We start from the raw sequence: 19,620 nt of genomic DNA, 5'->3' as shown, positions 1-19,620 counted from the left end.
TCCAAAATCCAAGCTAAGACTCATTAAAAAAGTATTTAAATGTGCCGTCAGAACTGGTAATATACCCCTCAGCATAAGTAAATTTTAGGAGTTGGATATCTATATAATAAGATAGAAAGGTTTTGATTATGCTAAGTTATTCAATAGTAAAGTGTAAAAATACAGAAGAGATAATATTGGAAAATGGAATAATAAAAGTAGTTATAGTACCAGAGCAGGGTGGAAGAATTTTAGAGTTTTCAACAGAAAACTTAAACGTATTATTTAGAAATCCTGAATTTATAGGAATTAAAGGTGATGTGAACGCTGAATATAAGGCAGAAAATTGGCTTAATTATGGAGGATATAAAGGATGGCCTGCACCACAAACCAAGTGGGCATGGCCTCCAATATTCGATATTGATTTAAATGTTTTCTCCTATGAAATATTTAAATCGGAAAAGTCCATAGTAGTTACATTAAGTAGTCCTGTATCAGATACTATAGGTCTTAAATTTATAAGAGAAATTGTCATTGAAGATCAGTGTAATCATATAAATATAAAGGAGACCATAGTGAACTTCAATGAAGAACCTGCACAATGGGCCGTTTGGGGTATTACCCAAGCGTTATCTCCTGGATATACAGATATAAAACTTAATTCTGACGTATTTACAGGAGGAATAACCTTTTATCAAGATTTTGATATACCTTCAAGCAATGCTTATTCTGTGAGAAAAGAAGATGGGAAAATTTTAAGATTAAATTGCAACAATGAAGAAAAGTTTAAAGTAGGCTTAGTGACAGATAGTGGCATAATACAATATTACTGTAGTGCATATAAGCATAAAACTCTCTTATTTACACAAAAATTCGAATATGAAGGACAAGTAGTATACCCACACGGCAGTAATGTGGAATTTTATGTGGATGACAAACTTCCTTACACTGAGCTTGAAATACTTGGAGGTATCAGTGACGTAATGCCGGGCGAAAGCAAAAGTATACATATGGTTTGGCAGTTAGAATTAGTATAAATATTATTGATAAATTTTTAGGAGGTAGAAGCAATGGCAAAGATTAAGGCATGTTTATTTGATTTAGATGGTGTGATTGTAGATACTGCTAAATATCATTATTTAGCATGGAACAGGTTAGCTAAGGAATTAGGGTTCGATTTTACAGAGGAACACAACGAGAGACTAAAGGGTGTAAGTAGAATGGAATCTCTTAGAATACTTTTAGAAGTAGGGGGATTAACCTTAGATGAAAAAGCAAAAATGGAGTTAGCAGAAAAAAAGAATAATTGGTATTGTGAATATATTGCAAAGATGACTCCAGATGAAATTTTACCAGGTGCAAAGGAATTCTTAGAGCTTTTAAGAAATAACGGTACTAAGATTGCATTAGGTTCTGCAAGTAAAAATTCTATGACTATATTAACTAATTTAGGACTAGTTGATCATTTTGATGCTATAGTGGATGGAAACAAAGTAACCCATGCAAAGCCTGATCCAGAAGTTTTTTTACTAGGCGCGAAAGAACTTGGGGTAGCACCAGAGCAATGTGTGGTTTTTGAAGATGCTCAGGCAGGTATTGAGGCAGCAATTCGTGCTGGAATGTATAGTGTTGGCATTGGTGACCCAAAGGTTTTAAATAAAGCAAATATTGTTGTTTCTTCTTTAAAAGAAATGACTTTGGAAAAATTAAATTCTTAAATTTATAGAAATATAGATACCCAACCCAGAAACTTGACTTAACCACCGGGGTATATTACCAGTTCTTAGGCACCATAAATACTTTTTTATGAGTCTAAAGCTTGGATTTTGGAAAAGCCTAAGAACTTTGATAAACTCGTTTCACTCAGTCCGGACCAACTTATCAATTACCATTGATAAGTCGCTCGTTGAAAGCCATTTAGGCTTTCAACCATATCTAAAGTTCTAAGGCTTTTCCAAAATCCATCGCTAAGACTCATTAAAAAAGTATTTAAATGTGCCGTCAGAACTGGTAATATACCCCTCTGTATAAGTTGAATTTAGGCTATAGGTATCTATAATATTAGAAAAGTTGAGTTTAAAATTTATTATAAAGGAGATTAGAATATGAAACAATATTTAAAAGTAGATGAATGGAATATTATAGAAGAAGGTTTTGATGAAGATAACCATGAAATATCTGAAGGTATTTTTAGTATAGGAAATGGATATATGGGACAGAGAGCTAATTTTGAAGAAAAGTACAGTGGAAAGTCCCTTCAAGGAAGCTATATGGCAGGAGTATACTATCCAGATAAAACAAGAGTTGGTTGGTGGAAAAATGGATACCCAGAATATTTTGCGAAAGTATTAAATTCTACTAATTGGATTGGAATAGATTTTAGTATTGATGGAGAGGCTTTAGATCTTGCAAAATGTGAAGTTAGAGATTTTGTAAGAACTTTAAATATGAAAGAAGGATATTTGCATAGAAGTTTTATAGCAAAACTTCCTAGTGGAAAGGAAGTAAAAGTAGATGCAAAAAGATTTGTAAGTATTGTTCAAAGAGAAATAGGTGCTATTAGATATTCTATCACTCCACTTAACTCCGAAGGTACATTAAGTATATCACCCTACTTAGATGGTGATATAAAAAATAAAGATTCTAATTATGATGAAAAGTTTTGGGATGAAGTTTCAAAGGAAAGTAATGTAGGACAATCATCTGTAACAGTAAAGACAAAAAAACTTGATTTTTATGTATGTTCTTCAATGAAATTTGATATTATACAGGATAATAAAAAAATAGACTTCAATGCAGAATGTATAGAAAAAGAAAAATTTGCAGGTAATGTAGTTAATTTAAGTGTAAAACAAAATGAAGAAATCGTAGTTTATAAATATGTTTCTAATGTAACTTCAAGGGATTACAAAATAGAAGAATTATTGATTGTTGGCAAAGAAGCTTTAGAAAAAGCTTATGAAAAAGGATTTGAAGTATTACTCAAAGAACAGGCAGCAGCTTGGGAAGAAAAATGGAAAGAAAGCGATATTGTTATTGAAGGAGACCTTTCAGCTCAACAGGCTATTAGATTCAATATTTTCCAATTAAATCAAACATACACTGGAGAGGATGACAGATTAAATATAGGACCAAAAGGCTTTACAGGGGAGAAGTATGGTGGAAGTACTTATTGGGATACAGAAGCATATTGCTTACCATTTTACTTAAGTACTGCTGACCAAAGTATTGCTAGAAATCTTTTAATTTATAGATATAAGCAATTAGAAAAGGCTAAGGAAAATGCAAGAAAGCTAGGCTTTACAAAAGGTGCATTATATCCAATGGTTACCATGAACGGAGAAGAGTGCCATAACGAATGGGAAATTACTTTTGAAGAAATCCACAGAAATGGTGCTATAGCATATGCTATATATAATTATGTTAACTATACTGGAGATAAAGCTTATCTAGGAGAGTATGGATTAGATGTATTAGTAGAGATTTCAAGATTTTGGGAAGAAAGAGTTAACTTTGCTTCAAATAAAGGAAAATACGTAATGTTAGGGGTTACTGGTCCTAATGAATATGAAAATAATGTAAATAATAACTGGTATACAAGCAGAATTGCTGTTTGGACATTGGAATATACTTTAGAAGTAATTGATTACTTAAAAAATAATGAAGCAGAAAGATATGCAGAATTAGTAAATAAGTTAGGTTTAAAAGAAGAAGAAGTTACTAAGTGGAACCATATCATTGAAAATATGTACTATCCAGTAGACGAAGAACTAGGCATATTCCTACAACAGGATGGTTATATGGACAAAGAGCAAATTCTTGTAAAAGATTTAGATCCTAAACATTTACCACTAAATCAAAATTGGTCTTGGGATAGAATTCTTAGATCATGCTTTATAAAACAAGCAGATGTATTACAAGGATTATATTTCTTACAGGATAGATACGATTTAGAAACAATAAGAAGAAACTTTGAATTTTATGAGCCAAGAACAGTACATGAGTCATCCTTATCTCCATGCGTACACTCTATTCTTGCAGCAAAATTAGGAGAACAAGAAAAGGCTTATGAAATGTATCTTAGAACTGCAAGATTGGATTTAGATAACTACAATAATGATACAGAAGACGGATGTCATATCACTAGTATGGCTGGAACTTGGATGTCCATAGTTGAAGGTTTTGGTGGTATGAGAGTAAAAGACGGAAAACTTACTTTAAATCCGTTTATACCAGAGAACTGGGAATCATTCTCCTTTAAGGTTATGTTCAGAGGGGCATTACTTAAAGTAAATATTAAAAAGGATAAAGTTGTTATTACTAACGAAAGTGAAAAAAATATAACTTTATCTGTTAATGGTAAAGATTATACAATGGTTGGATTCAGTGAAATTTCTGCATAAATAGTTCCTTAAGTACTAAGTAAGATTACTTCAAACAAATAAATTAAAGATCACCAGCAAATATTATGTTGGTGATCTTTAATTTAAATTGAAAGACTAATTATCAGCATATAAAAATATTTTATGAAAACGCATTGATCATGTAAATAATTTTAATCTTTTATTTAGGGAGAATAAATGTGACTAAAGATACTAAAATAGAATTAAGAAATAAAATGATGTATTCAGTCTATGTCAGAAATCACATCAATGAAAAAAATTGGACAATATAATTTAGACATTGAAGATGGAAATTATACAAATCTTATATATGGAAAAGTTATAGAAGTTAAAAATGGAGAAATGAGACTTGCAACATCACCAGTAATTATTAAATATTAATATATTTAACCCATAAATTTAATAAAAGTCAGTAAAACATTTACTGACTTTTATTTTTAAGGCTGGATTCCCGTATAATAAGCTGTGGAAGAACAATTTTAATTTCAGATTTCACTCTCGAATCTTCTATTTTTTTCATTAAAATTTCACCGGCAAGCTTACCAAGTTCAAAAGTATCGATGCGAAGCGCTGTAAGTTGAGGTGTTGTATATGGTGCAAGTGGAAAGTCATCAAAGGTTACAATACCAATGTCTTTAGGAATATTAAGCCCTTTTTGATTTAGCGCTTCTAATGCACCAAAAGCAGCATAATTATTTATACATATTACTGAATCAGGGGGATTATCCAGATTTAAAAGTGACATCATGTCAGCATATCCATCAATCTTAATTCCCACGGTTTCTTTTATGTATTTAGTATCTTGTTTTACATTTAATTGAGAAAGTATATTTTTATATCCTTTAATTCGATTAGAAGATATAGGTTCATTCTTCGTTCCTCCTATAAATGCTATCTTCCTATATCCTTGTTCAATTAAATGCTTTGTTGCTATTTCTCCTGCAGTGATATTGTCAGCATCAACCCAACTAATACTAGCATTTTCTTTAGGTTTTCCAATGATAACATATGGGTAGTTCAGCTCATTTAACTGTTCAATTATTTTTTTATTTATAATTGAAACATGAATAATAAGGCCATCTGCTTTCTTACTATAAACAAATTTGCTTAAGATGTTCTCATCTGGCTTCAAATAAGTAATATCGCAGATAGTAATATCAAAGTTTTTAGGTAATATGATACTTTGGGAACCGTTTATAATATCATAAAAAAAAGGATCTAAAACAACATCATTGCTTTCAGTATTAATTAAAAATCCTACGGTAAAACTACTTTGCTTTGCTAATTGTTTTCCTATGGAATTCGGAGTATAATTTAATTCCTTCATAATAGCACGGATTCTTTTTTTGGTTTCTTCAGATATAGAAGGATTATCATTTATTACTCTTGAAACAGTTGATGCTGATACCTTTGCTATTTTTGCTATATCATGAATTGTAACATTCATTAACCTCATCCTCGCTTTTTGCATACATATAAGTGACATTATATCATAGAAAATAGTATAAGACTATTGTAACTATGACTTATCAATAACATTAAAGAACAAAATACAAAAATTTTGTATAGTATTACAAAATATGTTCAAAGGTATTAACAAAGAAGATTTTTGTGATACAATATAATTAATTTTTTAGCGTTGTTAAGCAACCGGTTGCTTAATTTAATAAAGAGGGTTTTATATGAAACAGTACTTTCCGAAAAAGAAAAATTTGCTGCAAATATAAAATCAAGAGATTAAGGGAAAGAAACTATAACTATTGATTAGAATTAAGCAAGGTTTTTAAAAATGCATAATAGAAACAAGGAACGCAATGAAGAAGGGATGATTTTATGTTAAAAGAAGCTATTTATCACAAAGTTTATTCAGACTATGCTTATGCTCTATCAAAGGAGGATTTACTTATTAAAATAAGAACAAAAAAAGATGATATAAAAAAGATAAATTTAATATATTTAGATAAATATAAATATTCCAGGAATAAAGAAACCTTTACTACTAAAATGAAAAAGGTAGCCTCAGACAGTTTGTTTGACTACTATGAAGCAGCAATACAACATGATTTTATCAGTGTAAATTATTTCTTTGAACTAATGGATGATCAGGAAGTCTTATATTATGGAAATTATCTGTTTTCAACAGAACAACCTGATGATGGATCAGAATTATTTCATTTTCCAGTAATGGCGGAAAAGGATCTTTTTATTGTTCCTGAATGGGCGAAGGAATCTATTATATATGAAATATTTCCAGAAAGGTACCATAATGGAGATAAGTCCAATGATCCTGAAAATGTTAAACCATGGTACTCAAAGGTCGATGGTGAAATTATGCTTGGAGGAGATTTACAGGGCATAATTGATAAGTTGGATTATATTGAGGATTTAGGGGTAAACGTTATTTATATGACTCCAATTTTTAAAGCAGGATCTAATCATAAGTACAATACATATGATTACTTTGAAATAGATCCTCAGTTTGGTACCTTAGAAACTCTAAAGGAACTTGTAAAAAAGGCCCATAGAAGAAACATAAGAGTAATATTGGATGCGGTATTCAATCACTCAGGTACAGAATTTTTGCCTTTTATGGATGTAAGAGAGAAAGGAGAAAAATCAGAGTATAAAGATTGGTTTGATATTAGAAAATTTCCAGTAGAAATGAAAGCTGATCCTGATTATAGCACTTTTGCTTATGAAGGGTATATGCCAAAATTAATGACTAAAAATGAAGCAACAAAGAAATACCTTATAGATGTTGCCACTTATTGGATTAAGGAAGCAGATATTGATGGTTGGCGATTAGATGTAGCTGATGAAATAGATCATCACTTCTGGAGAGAATTTCGTCAGGCAGTAAAAGCAGCCAAGCCTGATGCTTTAATAGTAGGAGAAGTATGGTATGACTCTAGTTCTTGGCTTCAAGGAGATGAATTTGACTCAGTAATGAACTATGTATTTACTAGTGCAGTAAAAGACTTTGTTGTATTTAATAAAATCAGTTCTAAAGAATTGGGTGAGAGATTAGAGTTTATAAGAGGCTTATATAAGCTTCCAGCCTATAATGTATTATGGAATCTAATTGGTAGTCATGATACTCCTCGTTTCTTACATATTGTAGGAGAAGATGTTGAAAAATTGAAATTAGCGGCTTTTATCCAGCTTACTTTTACTGGTATGCCTATGATCTATTACGGAGATGAAATAGGTATGACTGGAGCAGCTGATCCTGATTGCCGCAAAGGAATGATTTGGAATGAAGAAAAACAAAATAAATCTTTAAAAGAATACTACAAGAAATTAATTTCAATAAGAAAAGAAAATAAAGTCTTTACTCATGGTGATTTTACTACAGTACTTGCAGATGAGTTAACAAATATTTACGGTTTTAGGAGAGAGTTAAATGGAGAGGTTATAGAAGGCTATATTAATAATGGAGATAAATCTCAATCTATGGAGATAAAAGTAAGTAGGACTGCCATAGATTTAATAAGCAATAAAACATACACTCCAGTAAAAGGTAAGATTACAATAGATATTCCTGAAAAATCAGGAATGATTATAAAATTATAATAAATTTTGGCCTTCCTTTTTATGGTTTACTACAGGAAGGCTTTATTTTTAAGTATATTAATCATAGAGAAGACAGTAATTTAAATTTTATGCATGTTTGATTCATTAGTTTTTCTGCCTTGAGAATAGCAAAAGGAGTGATAGTTATTAAGATATATAGTGGTAATTCTGTAAGGAAGATGACGGTATTTAAGTTGACCTGGCCAATATTTATTGAAATTTTACTTTTTATGCTTCTTGGTAGTGTTGATACCTTGATGTTAAGCAGATACTCTGATAATGCTGTAGCTGCTGTTGGAGTTTCTAATCAGCTTATTGGAATGATGAATATAATGTTTGGTATTCTATCCACAGGAACTTCTATACTAATAGCTCAAAATCTTGGGGCAGGAAACAAAGAAGAAGCTTCAAAGGTTGCAACTGTATCATTAATTATAAATTTTTTATTTGGGATTGTTCTCAGCTTAATAATGTTTTTTGCAGCTCATGGGATTTTAAGTGCTATGGGCATACGTTCAGAACTTATGAAATATGGGATGGAGTATCTTCAAATTGTAGGTGGATTTTTATTTTTTCAGTCAATACTTATGACTTGTACCGCTATAGTTAGGAGCCATGGTTTTACTAAGATATCCATGTTTGTAACCTTAATAATGAATATTATTCATGTAATCCTTGATTATATTTTTATATTTGGGGCATTTGGACTGCCTGTATTAGGAGTTAGTGGAGTTGCTATTTCTACTAACATTAGTAAAATCTTAGGTCTTATAGTAATGCTTTATGTGGTATTTAGAAATGTGGAAAGAGGAATTAGTATTAAACATATAAAATCCTTCCCCAAAAAGGTTTTAACAGATCTTTTAAAAATAGGTATTCCAACTGCAGGAGAACAGCTTTCCTATAATATTTCACAGCTTGTAATTACGTATTTTATTAATTTTCTTGGAAATGAAGCTCTTAGCACTAAGGCCTATGTACAAAACATAGTAATGTTTGCTTTTCTCTTCTCTGTAGCTATAGGACAGGGGACGGAAATACTAATTGGGCATTTAGTGGGAGCAGATGAAAAGGAGAAGGCCTACAAAACCTGTCTTAAAAGCTTAAAACTTGCTATAATTATTTCCTTTAGTATGGGACTTATATTTGCAGTTTTTAGAATTCAAGTATTGTCCTTATTTACAAAAAATTCATCTATTTTAGCAGTAGGTAGCATGGTACTTATTACAGATGCTTTCCTTGAACCAGGACGTTGTTTTAACCTTGTAGTTATAAATTCATTGAGAGCAGCTGGAGATGTTAAGTTTCCAGTTTATATGGGAGTGCTATCTATGTGGGGAATAAGTGTAACATTATCTTATGTTTTGGGAATTCAGCTAGGCTTTGGACTTGTAGGGATGTGGGTAGCCTTTGCATGTGATGAGTGGATCAGAGGAATACTTATGCTTTGGAGATGGAAAACAAAGAAATGGGAGAGCATGGCCTTTGTAAGAATTATGACGTAACACAATTAAATGTTAAAAACCAAATACAAGACCCAGATTCCATATTACAATATTATAGAAATTTAATAAACGGGAAAGCAAAACTATTAAGTTAATAAAAAGTTTCTAAACTTTAAAAAAAATCAAAAAATCTAGAAGGTAAAATTTAAATAATATAGAATATATTATCTATGCAATCGATTGCTAAACAAAAACATTTTAAGGAGGATATTGTATGAAAAAGTACTATAAGGGATTAAGCTTAGTGGTGATTTTTGTATTCATAATAAGTTTAATACCTGCGCTCAACACAAAAGTTAAAGCTGACAATGGTCCTACATCAGACACAATGGTTACCTTAGTAGGCGATTTTATCAAATCCAATGATTTAGGTGATGATTGGCAACCTACAAATAAAGCTACAATAATGAAAGAATACTTAAATGGTATTTATGAGTTAACTGTAGATTTTAAGACTACAGGAGATTATAATTACAAGGTTGTTTTAAATGGAACCTGGGATAAGGCCTATGGTGATCCTAATGGAAAAGATGGAAATAAATCTATTTCTGTAGCTGCACCGAGAAAAGTAACTTTCAGATTTGATTTAAAGAATGAGAAGGTTTATGATTCAATAAATGATGCAGCTCAATTCAAACAATCTGCTACATTAGTTGGATCATTAGCTGCAGTTGCAGAAGGTGGCAAGGATTGGACTCCTTCAGATAGCAATTTTGATATGGACTACATTGGTGGTGGTTTCTATCAAAAAAGTTTTAACTTAAAGGCAGGAAGCCTAGACTACAAGGTTGCTTTCAACCATGATTGGAACAATGGAGAAATCGGAGATGGAAATGGTGGCAATACTAAACTTACATTAGATAAAGATGGACAAGTTACTTTTAATGCAAACGTTCTACAAGGTGCTTTGACAGATTCTATTGCTAATCCTACTATTGCAGAAACTGTATCTGTTATAGGAACTGTAAGAGGTGATGATAAGCTTAATTGGGATCAAACAGCTAAAGGATACGAATTTAGTCCTCTAACAGTAGATGGTAAATTTATATATTCAGCGTTTTTAAAAGAAGGAAGCTACGAATATAAAGCTGTTGAAAACTATTCCTGGGATAGTAAAGGATTACCTACTGATAGTAACACAACATTAACAGTGCCTGCAGGTGGAAAATATGTAGTATTTATAGCTGATGCTAAAGGAAGAGCTATTTATGATTCTATAAATAACAAGGATAAAATAGATGAGATCCTTGGTTTCCAGGTAGTTGAAAAAACAATAGCAAGTCCAGTTATAAATGCTAATGGTACTGTAACTTTTTCTTATAAAAATGCAGATGCTAAGTCAGTTTATTTAGTTGGTAGTATGACAAATGGTGAAACTAATAAGATACTTATGACTAAGGATAAGAATGGAATATGGTCTATTACGAAGAGAATAGGAGACGATGCGCAAACTTTGACATATAAATTTTTAGTAGATGGTAGCTATGTTACAGATCCATCCAATGACAAGAAAGATGGAGAAGGAAACTCAACTTTTGATTTTCCAAAATATACAGGTAGAAAAGTAGTACTAGCAGGTTCCATACAAGCTGCTGCAGGAGAAGCTAGCTGGACTCCAGGTTCAGATAAAACTACATTTACTTACAGTGGAAATGGAAACTACACTTTTACATTAAAAGCTGTACCAGCAGGCGGCTATGAATATAAAATAGCTATGGGTAGTTGGACAGAAAACTATGGAAAAGGTGGAGTATCAGGGGGAGCTAATATTCCTCTAGTTGTAGGTACTACACAAGATGTAACTTTCTGGTACAATGATGATAGTCACAATGTTTTAGACTCTGCATCATACAAAGTGCTAGATGTTAAGCTTTCTGGGACAGGCATCAATGAAATAGTAATGAAAGATGAAACTCTGTCAGGTATATACAGCGCAAAAGTAGCCTTAAATAAAGGAAATTATAGTGACTTAGTTGTTACAGTAGGAGATGAAAAGCTATCTGTAGGTGATTTGAATATAACAGAAGATAGTAAAACAATAACTATAAGTTATGATCCTCAGTCAGATACAGTATATAACGATGCATCTAATAAATTCATAAATTTAAATGAACTTTACTTTAATTCAAGAGATAATGAGTACAAATCACCTTTTGGTGCTGCACCACAAGGCACTGAAATTACCTTTAACTTAAAAGCTGCCAAAGATGATATTACATCAGCTAAACTTGTAATTACAGGAAATGATGGTACAAAGAAAACCTTACCTATGGACAAAAATGGAGCTTTTGATGATGCTCATGACAAATGGACAGTGAAGTATACTCCAGATACAATAGGTTTATATAAATATTACTTTGTAGTATCCAATGGTTCAGATGTAAAGTCTTATGGAGATGACGACGGATACTTTGGATCTGGATTAGCTGGTGCTCTTGGAGCAGTTAAAACTTATGACTTAAATGTATATAAAGCTGACTTTAAGACTCCAGATTGGATGAAAAATGCAGTTATTTATCAAATATTCCCAGATAGGTTCTTTAATGGGGATCCATCCAATGATAAAGCTCAATTAACATCAAGAGGAATAGCTCCTTATGAATTCTATAACAATTGGTATGCTATACCTGAAAACCCGAGCTTAGAGTACAAAAAGGATGCAAATGGACAAATAGAATACAATGCTGATGGTACACCTGTTATAGACCCTAATTATTTAACTGCTGGTGGAACTGTAGGTGATGAATATAAGTACAATATATGGTGCAATGAAATGTACGATGGAGATTTAAAAGGAATACAAGATAAATTAGATTATCTACAAACATTAGGTGTAAACGTACTGTATCTAAATCCAATATCTCAATCTATATCAAATCATAGATATGATACTACAGATTATAAAACTGTAGATCCACTTTTAGGAAACATGGATAACTTTGTAAGCTTAACTACAGAAGCTAAGAAAAGAGGAATGCATGTAATACTAGATGGTGTGTTTAACCATGTATCAGACGACTCTATATACTTTGATAGATATGGAAAGTATGTTCAGGCAGGTAAACCAATAGGTGGATACCAATATTGGTCAAAAGTTTATGATGCTATGAATGCTAATTCAGGTATGTCACAAGCAGATGCTGAAAAGAAAGTAACTAGCGATTTAGCAGCACAAGGCATTACAGATCTACATTATAAAGATTGGTTTATTGTAAAAAATAATAAGATTGATAAAGATAAGGATGGTAATGCAGTAACACAACATTATGATTATGAAGGCTGGTATGGATACGACTCTATGCCTGTAATCCAAGCTCTAAATGGTTCAGAATACAATGTTAAAACTTGGGATGATGAAATAATTGACGGAAAAGATGCGAACTCAAGATTGTGGTTAGAAAAAGGATCAAATGGTTGGAGACTTGACGTAGCTAATGAAGTTTCAGATGAAACCTGGAGACACTTTAGAGATGCAGTAAAAAGCGAAGGAGACAATGTAATAATAGGAGAAATTTGGACAGATGCATCAAAATATATCTTAGGAGATATGTATGATTCAGTAATGAACTACAGGTTCAGAGGTGCTGTTTTAGATTATATTTCAGGAAGCAGCACTGCAGATAACTCATTTAATGCACTAGAAGCTATGAGAGAGCAATATCCAAAGGAAGCTTTTGACGCTATGCTTAATCTTGTAGACTCACATGATACAGAAAGAGTTCTATCTCATTTAGATGGAGTAATAAAGGATTCAAGTGATGGCATTTTAGCTAAACCATCTACAGATAATGCTAAAAAATTATTAAAACTTGTACCATTATTCCAAATGACATATCCAGGAGCCCCTTGTATATACTATGGTGACGAAATTGGAATGGTAGGAGCAAAAGATCCAGACAACAGAAGAGCAATGACTTGGGGTAAGGGAGACAAGGACATAGTTGAGTGGTACTCAGAAATGGCTAATCTAAGAGATAATAATGAAGTTTTAAGAACTGGAGATATCCAATCTGTTTCTGTTAGCGAAGCAAATAATAAAGGCGATATTATGGCATTTACAAGAAATAACACTAAAGATCATGCTGTGGTTGTTATAAATAGAGGAAGTGCTATAAGTAGCTTAGAGGTAAATGTTAATGGTGCTGTAGCAGATGGTACAGAACTTACAGATGCTATAAGCGGAAAAGAATATACAGTTTCAGGTGGAAAAGTGACATTAAACGTTCCAGAAAAATTAGGAGCAGTACTTTTAACTAACTATAAAGCTTCAACTGTAAATATGAATAAGCTTAAAGATGCGTATGATTCTTCATATGTAGTTCCAGATAAAACTGATAATCCAGGTGTACCAGCTACTTCAGATTTTACTATAGAAAATGTAAATGCTGTAGATCATTTCACATTAGGACAAGATGCAAAAGTAACAGTAAAACTTACTAATACTACTTCAGAAGCCAAGAGCGTTGCGCTAATCGTAGGATTGTTCGATACCAATAATCATATGGTAAACTATGGAGCATCACAACAAGCTATTGATTCCAAAAAAGATGTTCAGCTTCAGGTATTATTCGATATACCTTCTAATGGAAACTATACAGTGAAATATTTCATTTGGGATAGTTTAGATACTATGAAGCCACTAACACAAGTAGGTACTATACCAGTTAAATAAAATTGGATTTAGTGATTAATATATAAAGGAGTGAGATAAGAAATATGAAAATAAAAAAATTAGCTGCATTATGTGCCTTTTTAGCTATTGTAGGTGGGAACAGTATAGTATCGGCAAATGAAAGCATAGCGCCTGAAAGTGAAAGATTAAGTGGAATGAATAGATATGAAACAGCGGCTAATGTTTCAAAAGCTGGATGGAAGGATGGTTCAGACTATGCCATCATTGCTAATGGTGAAGAGTTTGCGGATGCATTGTGCTCAGTACCATTAGCTAAAAAGTATAATGCACCTGTACTTTTGACAGAGAGTGGTAATTTATCACAGGCTACTAAACAAGAACTTGAAAGATTAAAGAGTAAACATGTAATAATAGTTGGTGGTGACACAGTAGTTTCGCCACAGGCATTAAGTACTATTTCAAACTCTTTAAGTAATAAGCCTGATGTAAGGAGAATATATGGAAAAGATAGATTTGAAACTTCTGCTAAGGTTGCCGAGGAGCTTGGGGCTGTAGATTCAGCTTTTATAACCTATGGATATAACTATGCAGATGCATTATCTGTCTCTTCTATAGCAGCAATTAAGGGAATACCAATACTATTGACAGACAAAGATGCCTTACCTGATAGTGTGGAAAAATATATTTCAGGGAAAAAGATATCTAACTCATATATAGTTGGACTTCAGGGAGTTATAAGTAACAATGTAGAGGATAAATTAAATAAGATAGAAGCTAATCCATCCACTAGACTTGGGGGAAGTAACAGATATGAAACTAATATCAGTGTTCTAAAACAATTTATAAAGGATATTAATTTTGATAATGTGTTTGTAGCCTTAGGAGAAGGACCTACAGGTAAAGAGTTTGCAGATGCACTTTCAGGGGCGGCCCTAGCAGCTCAAAAAGGAGCACCAATGATATTAACTTACAGTACAATGCCTCAAGTAACAGGGGATTATCTTAAACAAAATGTTAAGAGTAATACTGCTGCTATTATAGTTGGAGGAAGTTCCGTATTGCCAGATTCTCTTCAAGAGACAGTTAAAGACTATATAGGTGATAAACAAAACTCACAGCAGCCTTCAAAGACTACTAATGGAAGCAGTGGTGGAGGTAGCATCAGCGGAGGTAGTTCTTCAGGAAGTTCAACTAATAAGTTTGGTACTAATCCTCTAGTTGAGGTTAAAGGAACATATGTAATAATAACTTATACAGATAACAGCTTACAAAATAGTGATGTTACTGTAAAAGTATATTCAAAAGGTACTAGCAATTACAAATATATAGATCAATCTATTTTAGAAAATGGAATTTGTAAATTCCAAACTACTTTAGATAGAGGAAGCTACCAAGGTGAATTGAATGTAAATGGAACTAATATACAATTACCTGAATTTACTGTTTATTAATAACATATTATAACTATTTCATACAAAGACTATACAAAAAAGTATAGTCTTTGTTATTATAGGATCAGATACCTATTGAAAAATATAAAAGCCTAACGGCCAAAAGGTTAGATAAATCAATACTTATGGAATTTCCAAAGCAACTAATTATACAAAGGTATAAAGATGGAAAATTTTAAAAAAAATAAGATAGAAACTTTAAAGCATTAGGTATATCTTGGGTGTGATAAGAATAAAAAGTGGATTTATTACTTGAAATATTTATTTTCAAGTTGTATAATTAACACATAGCTTGTGGAAACGTTTCGGCTTTTTTTTAGCAATCAATTCAACCGGTTGCATTAAAGTGAATAGAATTACTTCTTGTAAGTTTATGATTCTAGTTATTAATTATTGACAAAATAAAAACTGATTTGTCATTTAATTAAAATATAATAATATTTTAAGAGGGGGAAAAGATATGTTAAAGTTTAAAAAAGGACTTACTATAGCACTAATTTCAGCAATGACAGTTTCTACATTATTAGTAGGATGTGGAGCAAAACAAGATTCTAGTGATTCAGGTAAAAAGGTTACTGTAGACGTTTTCCAATTTAAAGTTGAAGCTAAAGATGCACTTGAAAAAGCTTCAAAAGCTTATATGGATGAACATAAAAATGTCACTATTAATGTTCAAAGTGTTGGTGGTGGACAAGATTATGGTGCAGCATTAAAATCAAAATTTGCGTCAGGACAAGAACCAGCTATATATAATATTGGGGGACCACAAGATGCACTTGACTGGAAAGATAAACTTGAAGATTTATCATCTGAACCTTGGATATCTAAGGCATACGACGGAGTATTAGATGCGGCTAAGCTGGATGGAAAAGTAGTAGGTATGCCATTTGACTTAGAAGGATATGGATTTATATACAATAAGGATATATTCAAAAAGGCTGGTATTGATGCAGCTTCAATAAAAACTTTTGCTGATTTACAGAAAGCAGTTGAAACTTTAGATGCTAAGAAAAAAGACTTAGGACTTGAATCAGTATTTGCATTACCAGGAAAAGAAACATGGATAACTGGATTACATCTTTCAAATGTTGCTTTAGCAGCTGAACTAAAAGATGGAGTATCTGCTTTTAAAGCTAAAAATATTGATTTTAAATATGCTGATGGACTTAAAAAGCTTTTAGATATACAAATACAATACGGATTTAAGCCAGATGGAACAAATAAATCCATAAACAGCGTAGATTATTCAGCTTCAGTTGAACAAAAATTCTCATTAGGTAAAGTTGCAATAATTCAACAAGGTAATTGGATTTATGGATCAGTTGCAGGTGTAGATAAAACTTTGGCTGAAAATATAGGAATATTACCTATGCCAATAGATGGAGTTAAAGAAGGTGCAATTCCTGTAGGAGTTCCTATGTACTGGGCTGTTAACAGTTCTAAAGATTCAGATACTAAAAAAGCAGCTAAGGATTTTTTAAATTGGTTATATACTTCTGATAAAGGTAAAGATGCTATTGTAAATGACTTTAAATTTATACCTGCTCTAAAAGGTTATGATGCATCAAACTTACAACCTAGTGATCCATTAGCAAAAGATATGGTAAAATATTCAAAGGATAAGAATACAATTTCATGGGTGTTTATGGGATACCCAACTGGCTGGGGACAAAATAAATTAGGTACTGATATACAAAAATATATTAATGGAGAAATAACTTGGGATAAATTAGTTGAGAATGCTAAAAATACTTGGGCTGATTCAAGAAAATAATTATTATAAATTTTGAATAAACTTTAGATTATTTATAAAAAAATAACCGATCCTGGATAAGCTTAATAACTAATCCAGGATTTTGTTAAAAATAGTAAAATTATAAATAGGGGGTAAGATAAATGAAAAAGAAAAATCTAACATTTTGGGCTTTTGTAGGTCCCATACTTGTTGCTTATATAATGATTCAAATTATACCATTAATATTTGGAGTATATTATTCTTTCACAGACTGGAACGGTATTAATACTAATAAGCTTAATTGGGTAGGTTTACATAATTATATTTCAGCGTTTAAGGATAAAACCTTTGTTAACTCCTTTTTATTTACACTAAAATTTACAATTTTATCTATTATACTATTAAACTTAATAGGATTTGGACTAGCACTAGTAGTAACAAAAGAGTCAAAAATTGCCAATATTTTAAGAACCATATTCTTTATGCCAAATTTAATTGGAGGACTTATTTTAGGTTTTATATGGCAGTTTATATTTATTCAAGTTTTCTCCAGCATAGGTACTCTTACAGGAATAAAGTCGCTTTCGGGATGGTTATCTGATGGACAAACTGGACTGTATGGCCTTGTTATATTAATGTCTTGGCAGATGGCAGGATACTTAATGGTTATATATATTTCTTCACTTCAAAATATTCCACCTGAATTATTAGAAGCAGCTCAAATTGATGGTGCTAATACATGGCAAAGAATGAAAAGTATTATCATACCATTAGTAAGACCTGCGTTTACAGTTAGTATATTTTTAACATTATCAAACTCATTTAAACTCTATGATCAAAACTTATCTTTAACAGCAGGAGGTCCAGCTAAAGCAACTGAAATGTTAGCTATGAATATATATAATACTGCATTTCAATTTAATTTAATGGGAGTAGCCCAGGCAAAAGCAGTAATTTTCTTTTTATTAATTGGAGTAGTTTCACTAACACAAGTATACATTTCTAAGAAAGGTGAGGTGGAAGCATAATGAAATACGACAAAAAAATAAATGTAGGAAAAGGAATTGGAATTTTATTTAGTTGTTTATTAGGAATATTATTTTTATCACCATTCTATATAATTATAGTAAATTCCTTTAAAACAAAAAAAGAGCTGTTTTCAAGCACATTAGCTTTACCAATCAAAGCAATTCTTGATAACTATAAGGAAGCTTTTGATAGACTAGATTTTATAAGATCTTTAAGTCACTCATTATTTATAACTGTTGTAAGTGTTGGTGTTATAATTATATTTACATCTATGGCTGCTTGGATGCTCCAAAGAACAAAAACTAAGACTAGTACTTTTATATTTATGCTATTTGTGGCATCTATGATTATTCCTTTTCAAGCTGTAATGCTTCCGCTTATAAGAGTAATGGGAAAATTAAATTTACTAAATATGGGCGGAATAATATTTATGTATCTTGGTTTCATGGGGTCTTTATCCATATTTTTATACCATGGATTTTTAAAAAGTATTCCATTGGAATTAGATGAAGCTGCTATGCTAGATGGATGTAATAAGTTTCAAACTTTTTGGCTTATTATATTTCCACTACTAAAGCCAATTACTATTACTGTATCTATACTTAATACAGTAGCCATTTGGAATGACTATTTGCTACCTTCACTAGTTATAAATAAACCAGATACTCTTACAATACCATTAAAAACTTTCTTCTTCTTTGGTGAGTATACAAAACAATGGAATTTGGCTTTAGCAGGACTTGTCTTAAATATAATACCAGTAATAATATTCTATTTCCTTGCTCAAAAACACATTATTAAATCTGTAGCAGCAGGAAGTATAAAATAAGAAATGATTATATCATAAAATTCAATTAAGCTACGAAAGACTATAATATAACAGGTGTTTCGTAGCAAGTAATTTTAATAAAAAATTAAAACATCACAATAAATTCAATTTCTGAAATCTTAAAATCAATTAAAGAAAATACAATACTAACTTCAGAAAACCCCGAGTCATGGGCAAATGGCAATTCCTCCTCCACTTATAGAAGTAGAAGTATACTTGCCACGAATATATGGATAGCAATATTTGAGAACAACTAAGCAATTATTGACAAGAAAATATTGCTACAATGATATAAAATTATTTGTAATATTAATGAATAGAAGGCAGAAAAAGTTGTATAAAAGTTAAAAAAGAGTAGATTAATTCCGAAAAAATTCTATTACATATATTTGAGTGATTAAAAAATTTAGCCCTATGGTGCTAGTAAAATGAAGGCCTGTGAATTATTCACAAGGCTAATAAAAATAATTATATGGGGTGATA

At 31.5% G+C, this 19,620-nt stretch carries 12 protein-coding genes; 11 read left to right on the top strand and 1 reads right to left on the bottom strand.

Annotation, left to right across the window (positions count from 1 at the left end; translation table 11 throughout):
- Positions 1-128 precede the first annotated feature (128 nt).
- From HGI79_RS04200 to HGI79_RS04185, 4 genes are all read left to right on the top strand, one after another.
- Positions 129-1,016 carry a DUF4380 domain-containing protein gene (locus tag HGI79_RS04200; RefSeq protein WP_185649409.1) on the top strand — a complete coding sequence of 296 codons (888 nt, stop codon included), beginning with the start codon at positions 129-131 and terminating at the stop codon, positions 1,014-1,016.
- Between the two features lie 33 nt (positions 1,017-1,049).
- Entirely contained in the window at positions 1,050-1,697 is a 648-nt protein-coding gene (pgmB, locus tag HGI79_RS04195; protein WP_185649408.1) for a beta-phosphoglucomutase, read from the top strand.
- A gap of 387 nt (positions 1,698-2,084) precedes the next feature.
- Positions 2,085-4,382 carry a glycoside hydrolase family 65 protein gene (locus HGI79_RS04190; protein WP_185649407.1) on the top strand — a complete coding sequence of 766 codons (2,298 nt, stop codon included), beginning with the start codon at positions 2,085-2,087 and terminating at the stop codon, positions 4,380-4,382.
- Between the two features lie 231 nt (positions 4,383-4,613).
- On the top strand, positions 4,614-4,763 hold the full coding sequence (locus HGI79_RS04185) for a hypothetical protein (RefSeq protein ID WP_185649406.1): 150 nt from the start codon (positions 4,614-4,616) through the stop codon (positions 4,761-4,763).
- Between the two features lie 40 nt (positions 4,764-4,803).
- On the opposite strand, the gene HGI79_RS04180 is transcribed toward HGI79_RS04185, so the two are convergent.
- Complete coding sequence (locus tag HGI79_RS04180; RefSeq protein WP_185649405.1) at positions 4,804-5,829, bottom strand: LacI family DNA-binding transcriptional regulator; 1,026 nt, start codon at positions 5,827-5,829, stop codon at positions 4,804-4,806.
- 386 nt (positions 5,830-6,215) lie between these two features.
- On the opposite strand from HGI79_RS04180, the gene HGI79_RS04175 reads away from it, so the two are divergent.
- The 7 genes from HGI79_RS04175 (at position 6,216) to HGI79_RS04145 (ending at position 19,137) form a co-directional block, all read left to right on the top strand.
- A complete protein-coding gene (locus HGI79_RS04175) occupies positions 6,216-7,955 on the top strand; it encodes a glycoside hydrolase family 13 protein (protein ID WP_185649404.1) in 1,740 nt (579 codons plus the stop codon).
- Positions 7,956-8,074: 119 nt separating this feature from the next.
- Entirely contained in the window at positions 8,075-9,460 is a 1,386-nt protein-coding gene (locus HGI79_RS04170) for an MATE family efflux transporter (protein ID WP_241428139.1), read from the top strand.
- Between the two features lie 214 nt (positions 9,461-9,674).
- The gene (locus tag HGI79_RS04165; RefSeq protein WP_185649403.1) at positions 9,675-14,132 is read left to right on the top strand and encodes an alpha-amylase family glycosyl hydrolase; all 4,458 of its coding nucleotides are present in this window, start codon (positions 9,675-9,677) and stop codon (positions 14,130-14,132) included.
- Positions 14,133-14,176: 44 nt separating this feature from the next.
- Positions 14,177-15,544, top strand: a complete 1,368-nt coding sequence (locus HGI79_RS04160; protein WP_185649402.1) for a cell wall-binding repeat-containing protein — start codon at positions 14,177-14,179, stop codon at positions 15,542-15,544.
- Between the two features lie 460 nt (positions 15,545-16,004).
- Entirely contained in the window at positions 16,005-17,318 is a 1,314-nt protein-coding gene (locus HGI79_RS04155; RefSeq protein WP_185649401.1) for an ABC transporter substrate-binding protein, read from the top strand.
- Between the two features lie 122 nt (positions 17,319-17,440).
- Positions 17,441-18,307, top strand: a complete 867-nt coding sequence (locus HGI79_RS04150) for a carbohydrate ABC transporter permease (RefSeq protein WP_185649400.1) — start codon at positions 17,441-17,443, stop codon at positions 18,305-18,307.
- Positions 18,307-19,137, top strand: a complete 831-nt coding sequence (locus tag HGI79_RS04145; protein WP_185649399.1) for a carbohydrate ABC transporter permease — start codon at positions 18,307-18,309, stop codon at positions 19,135-19,137. Before HGI79_RS04150 ends, HGI79_RS04145 begins: the two co-directional genes overlap by 1 nt.
- The last annotated feature ends 483 nt before the right edge of the window (positions 19,138-19,620 follow it).

The organism is Clostridium sp. DJ247 (genome assembly GCF_014231265.1).
This window is presented reverse-complemented; position numbering and strand designations above follow the sequence as displayed.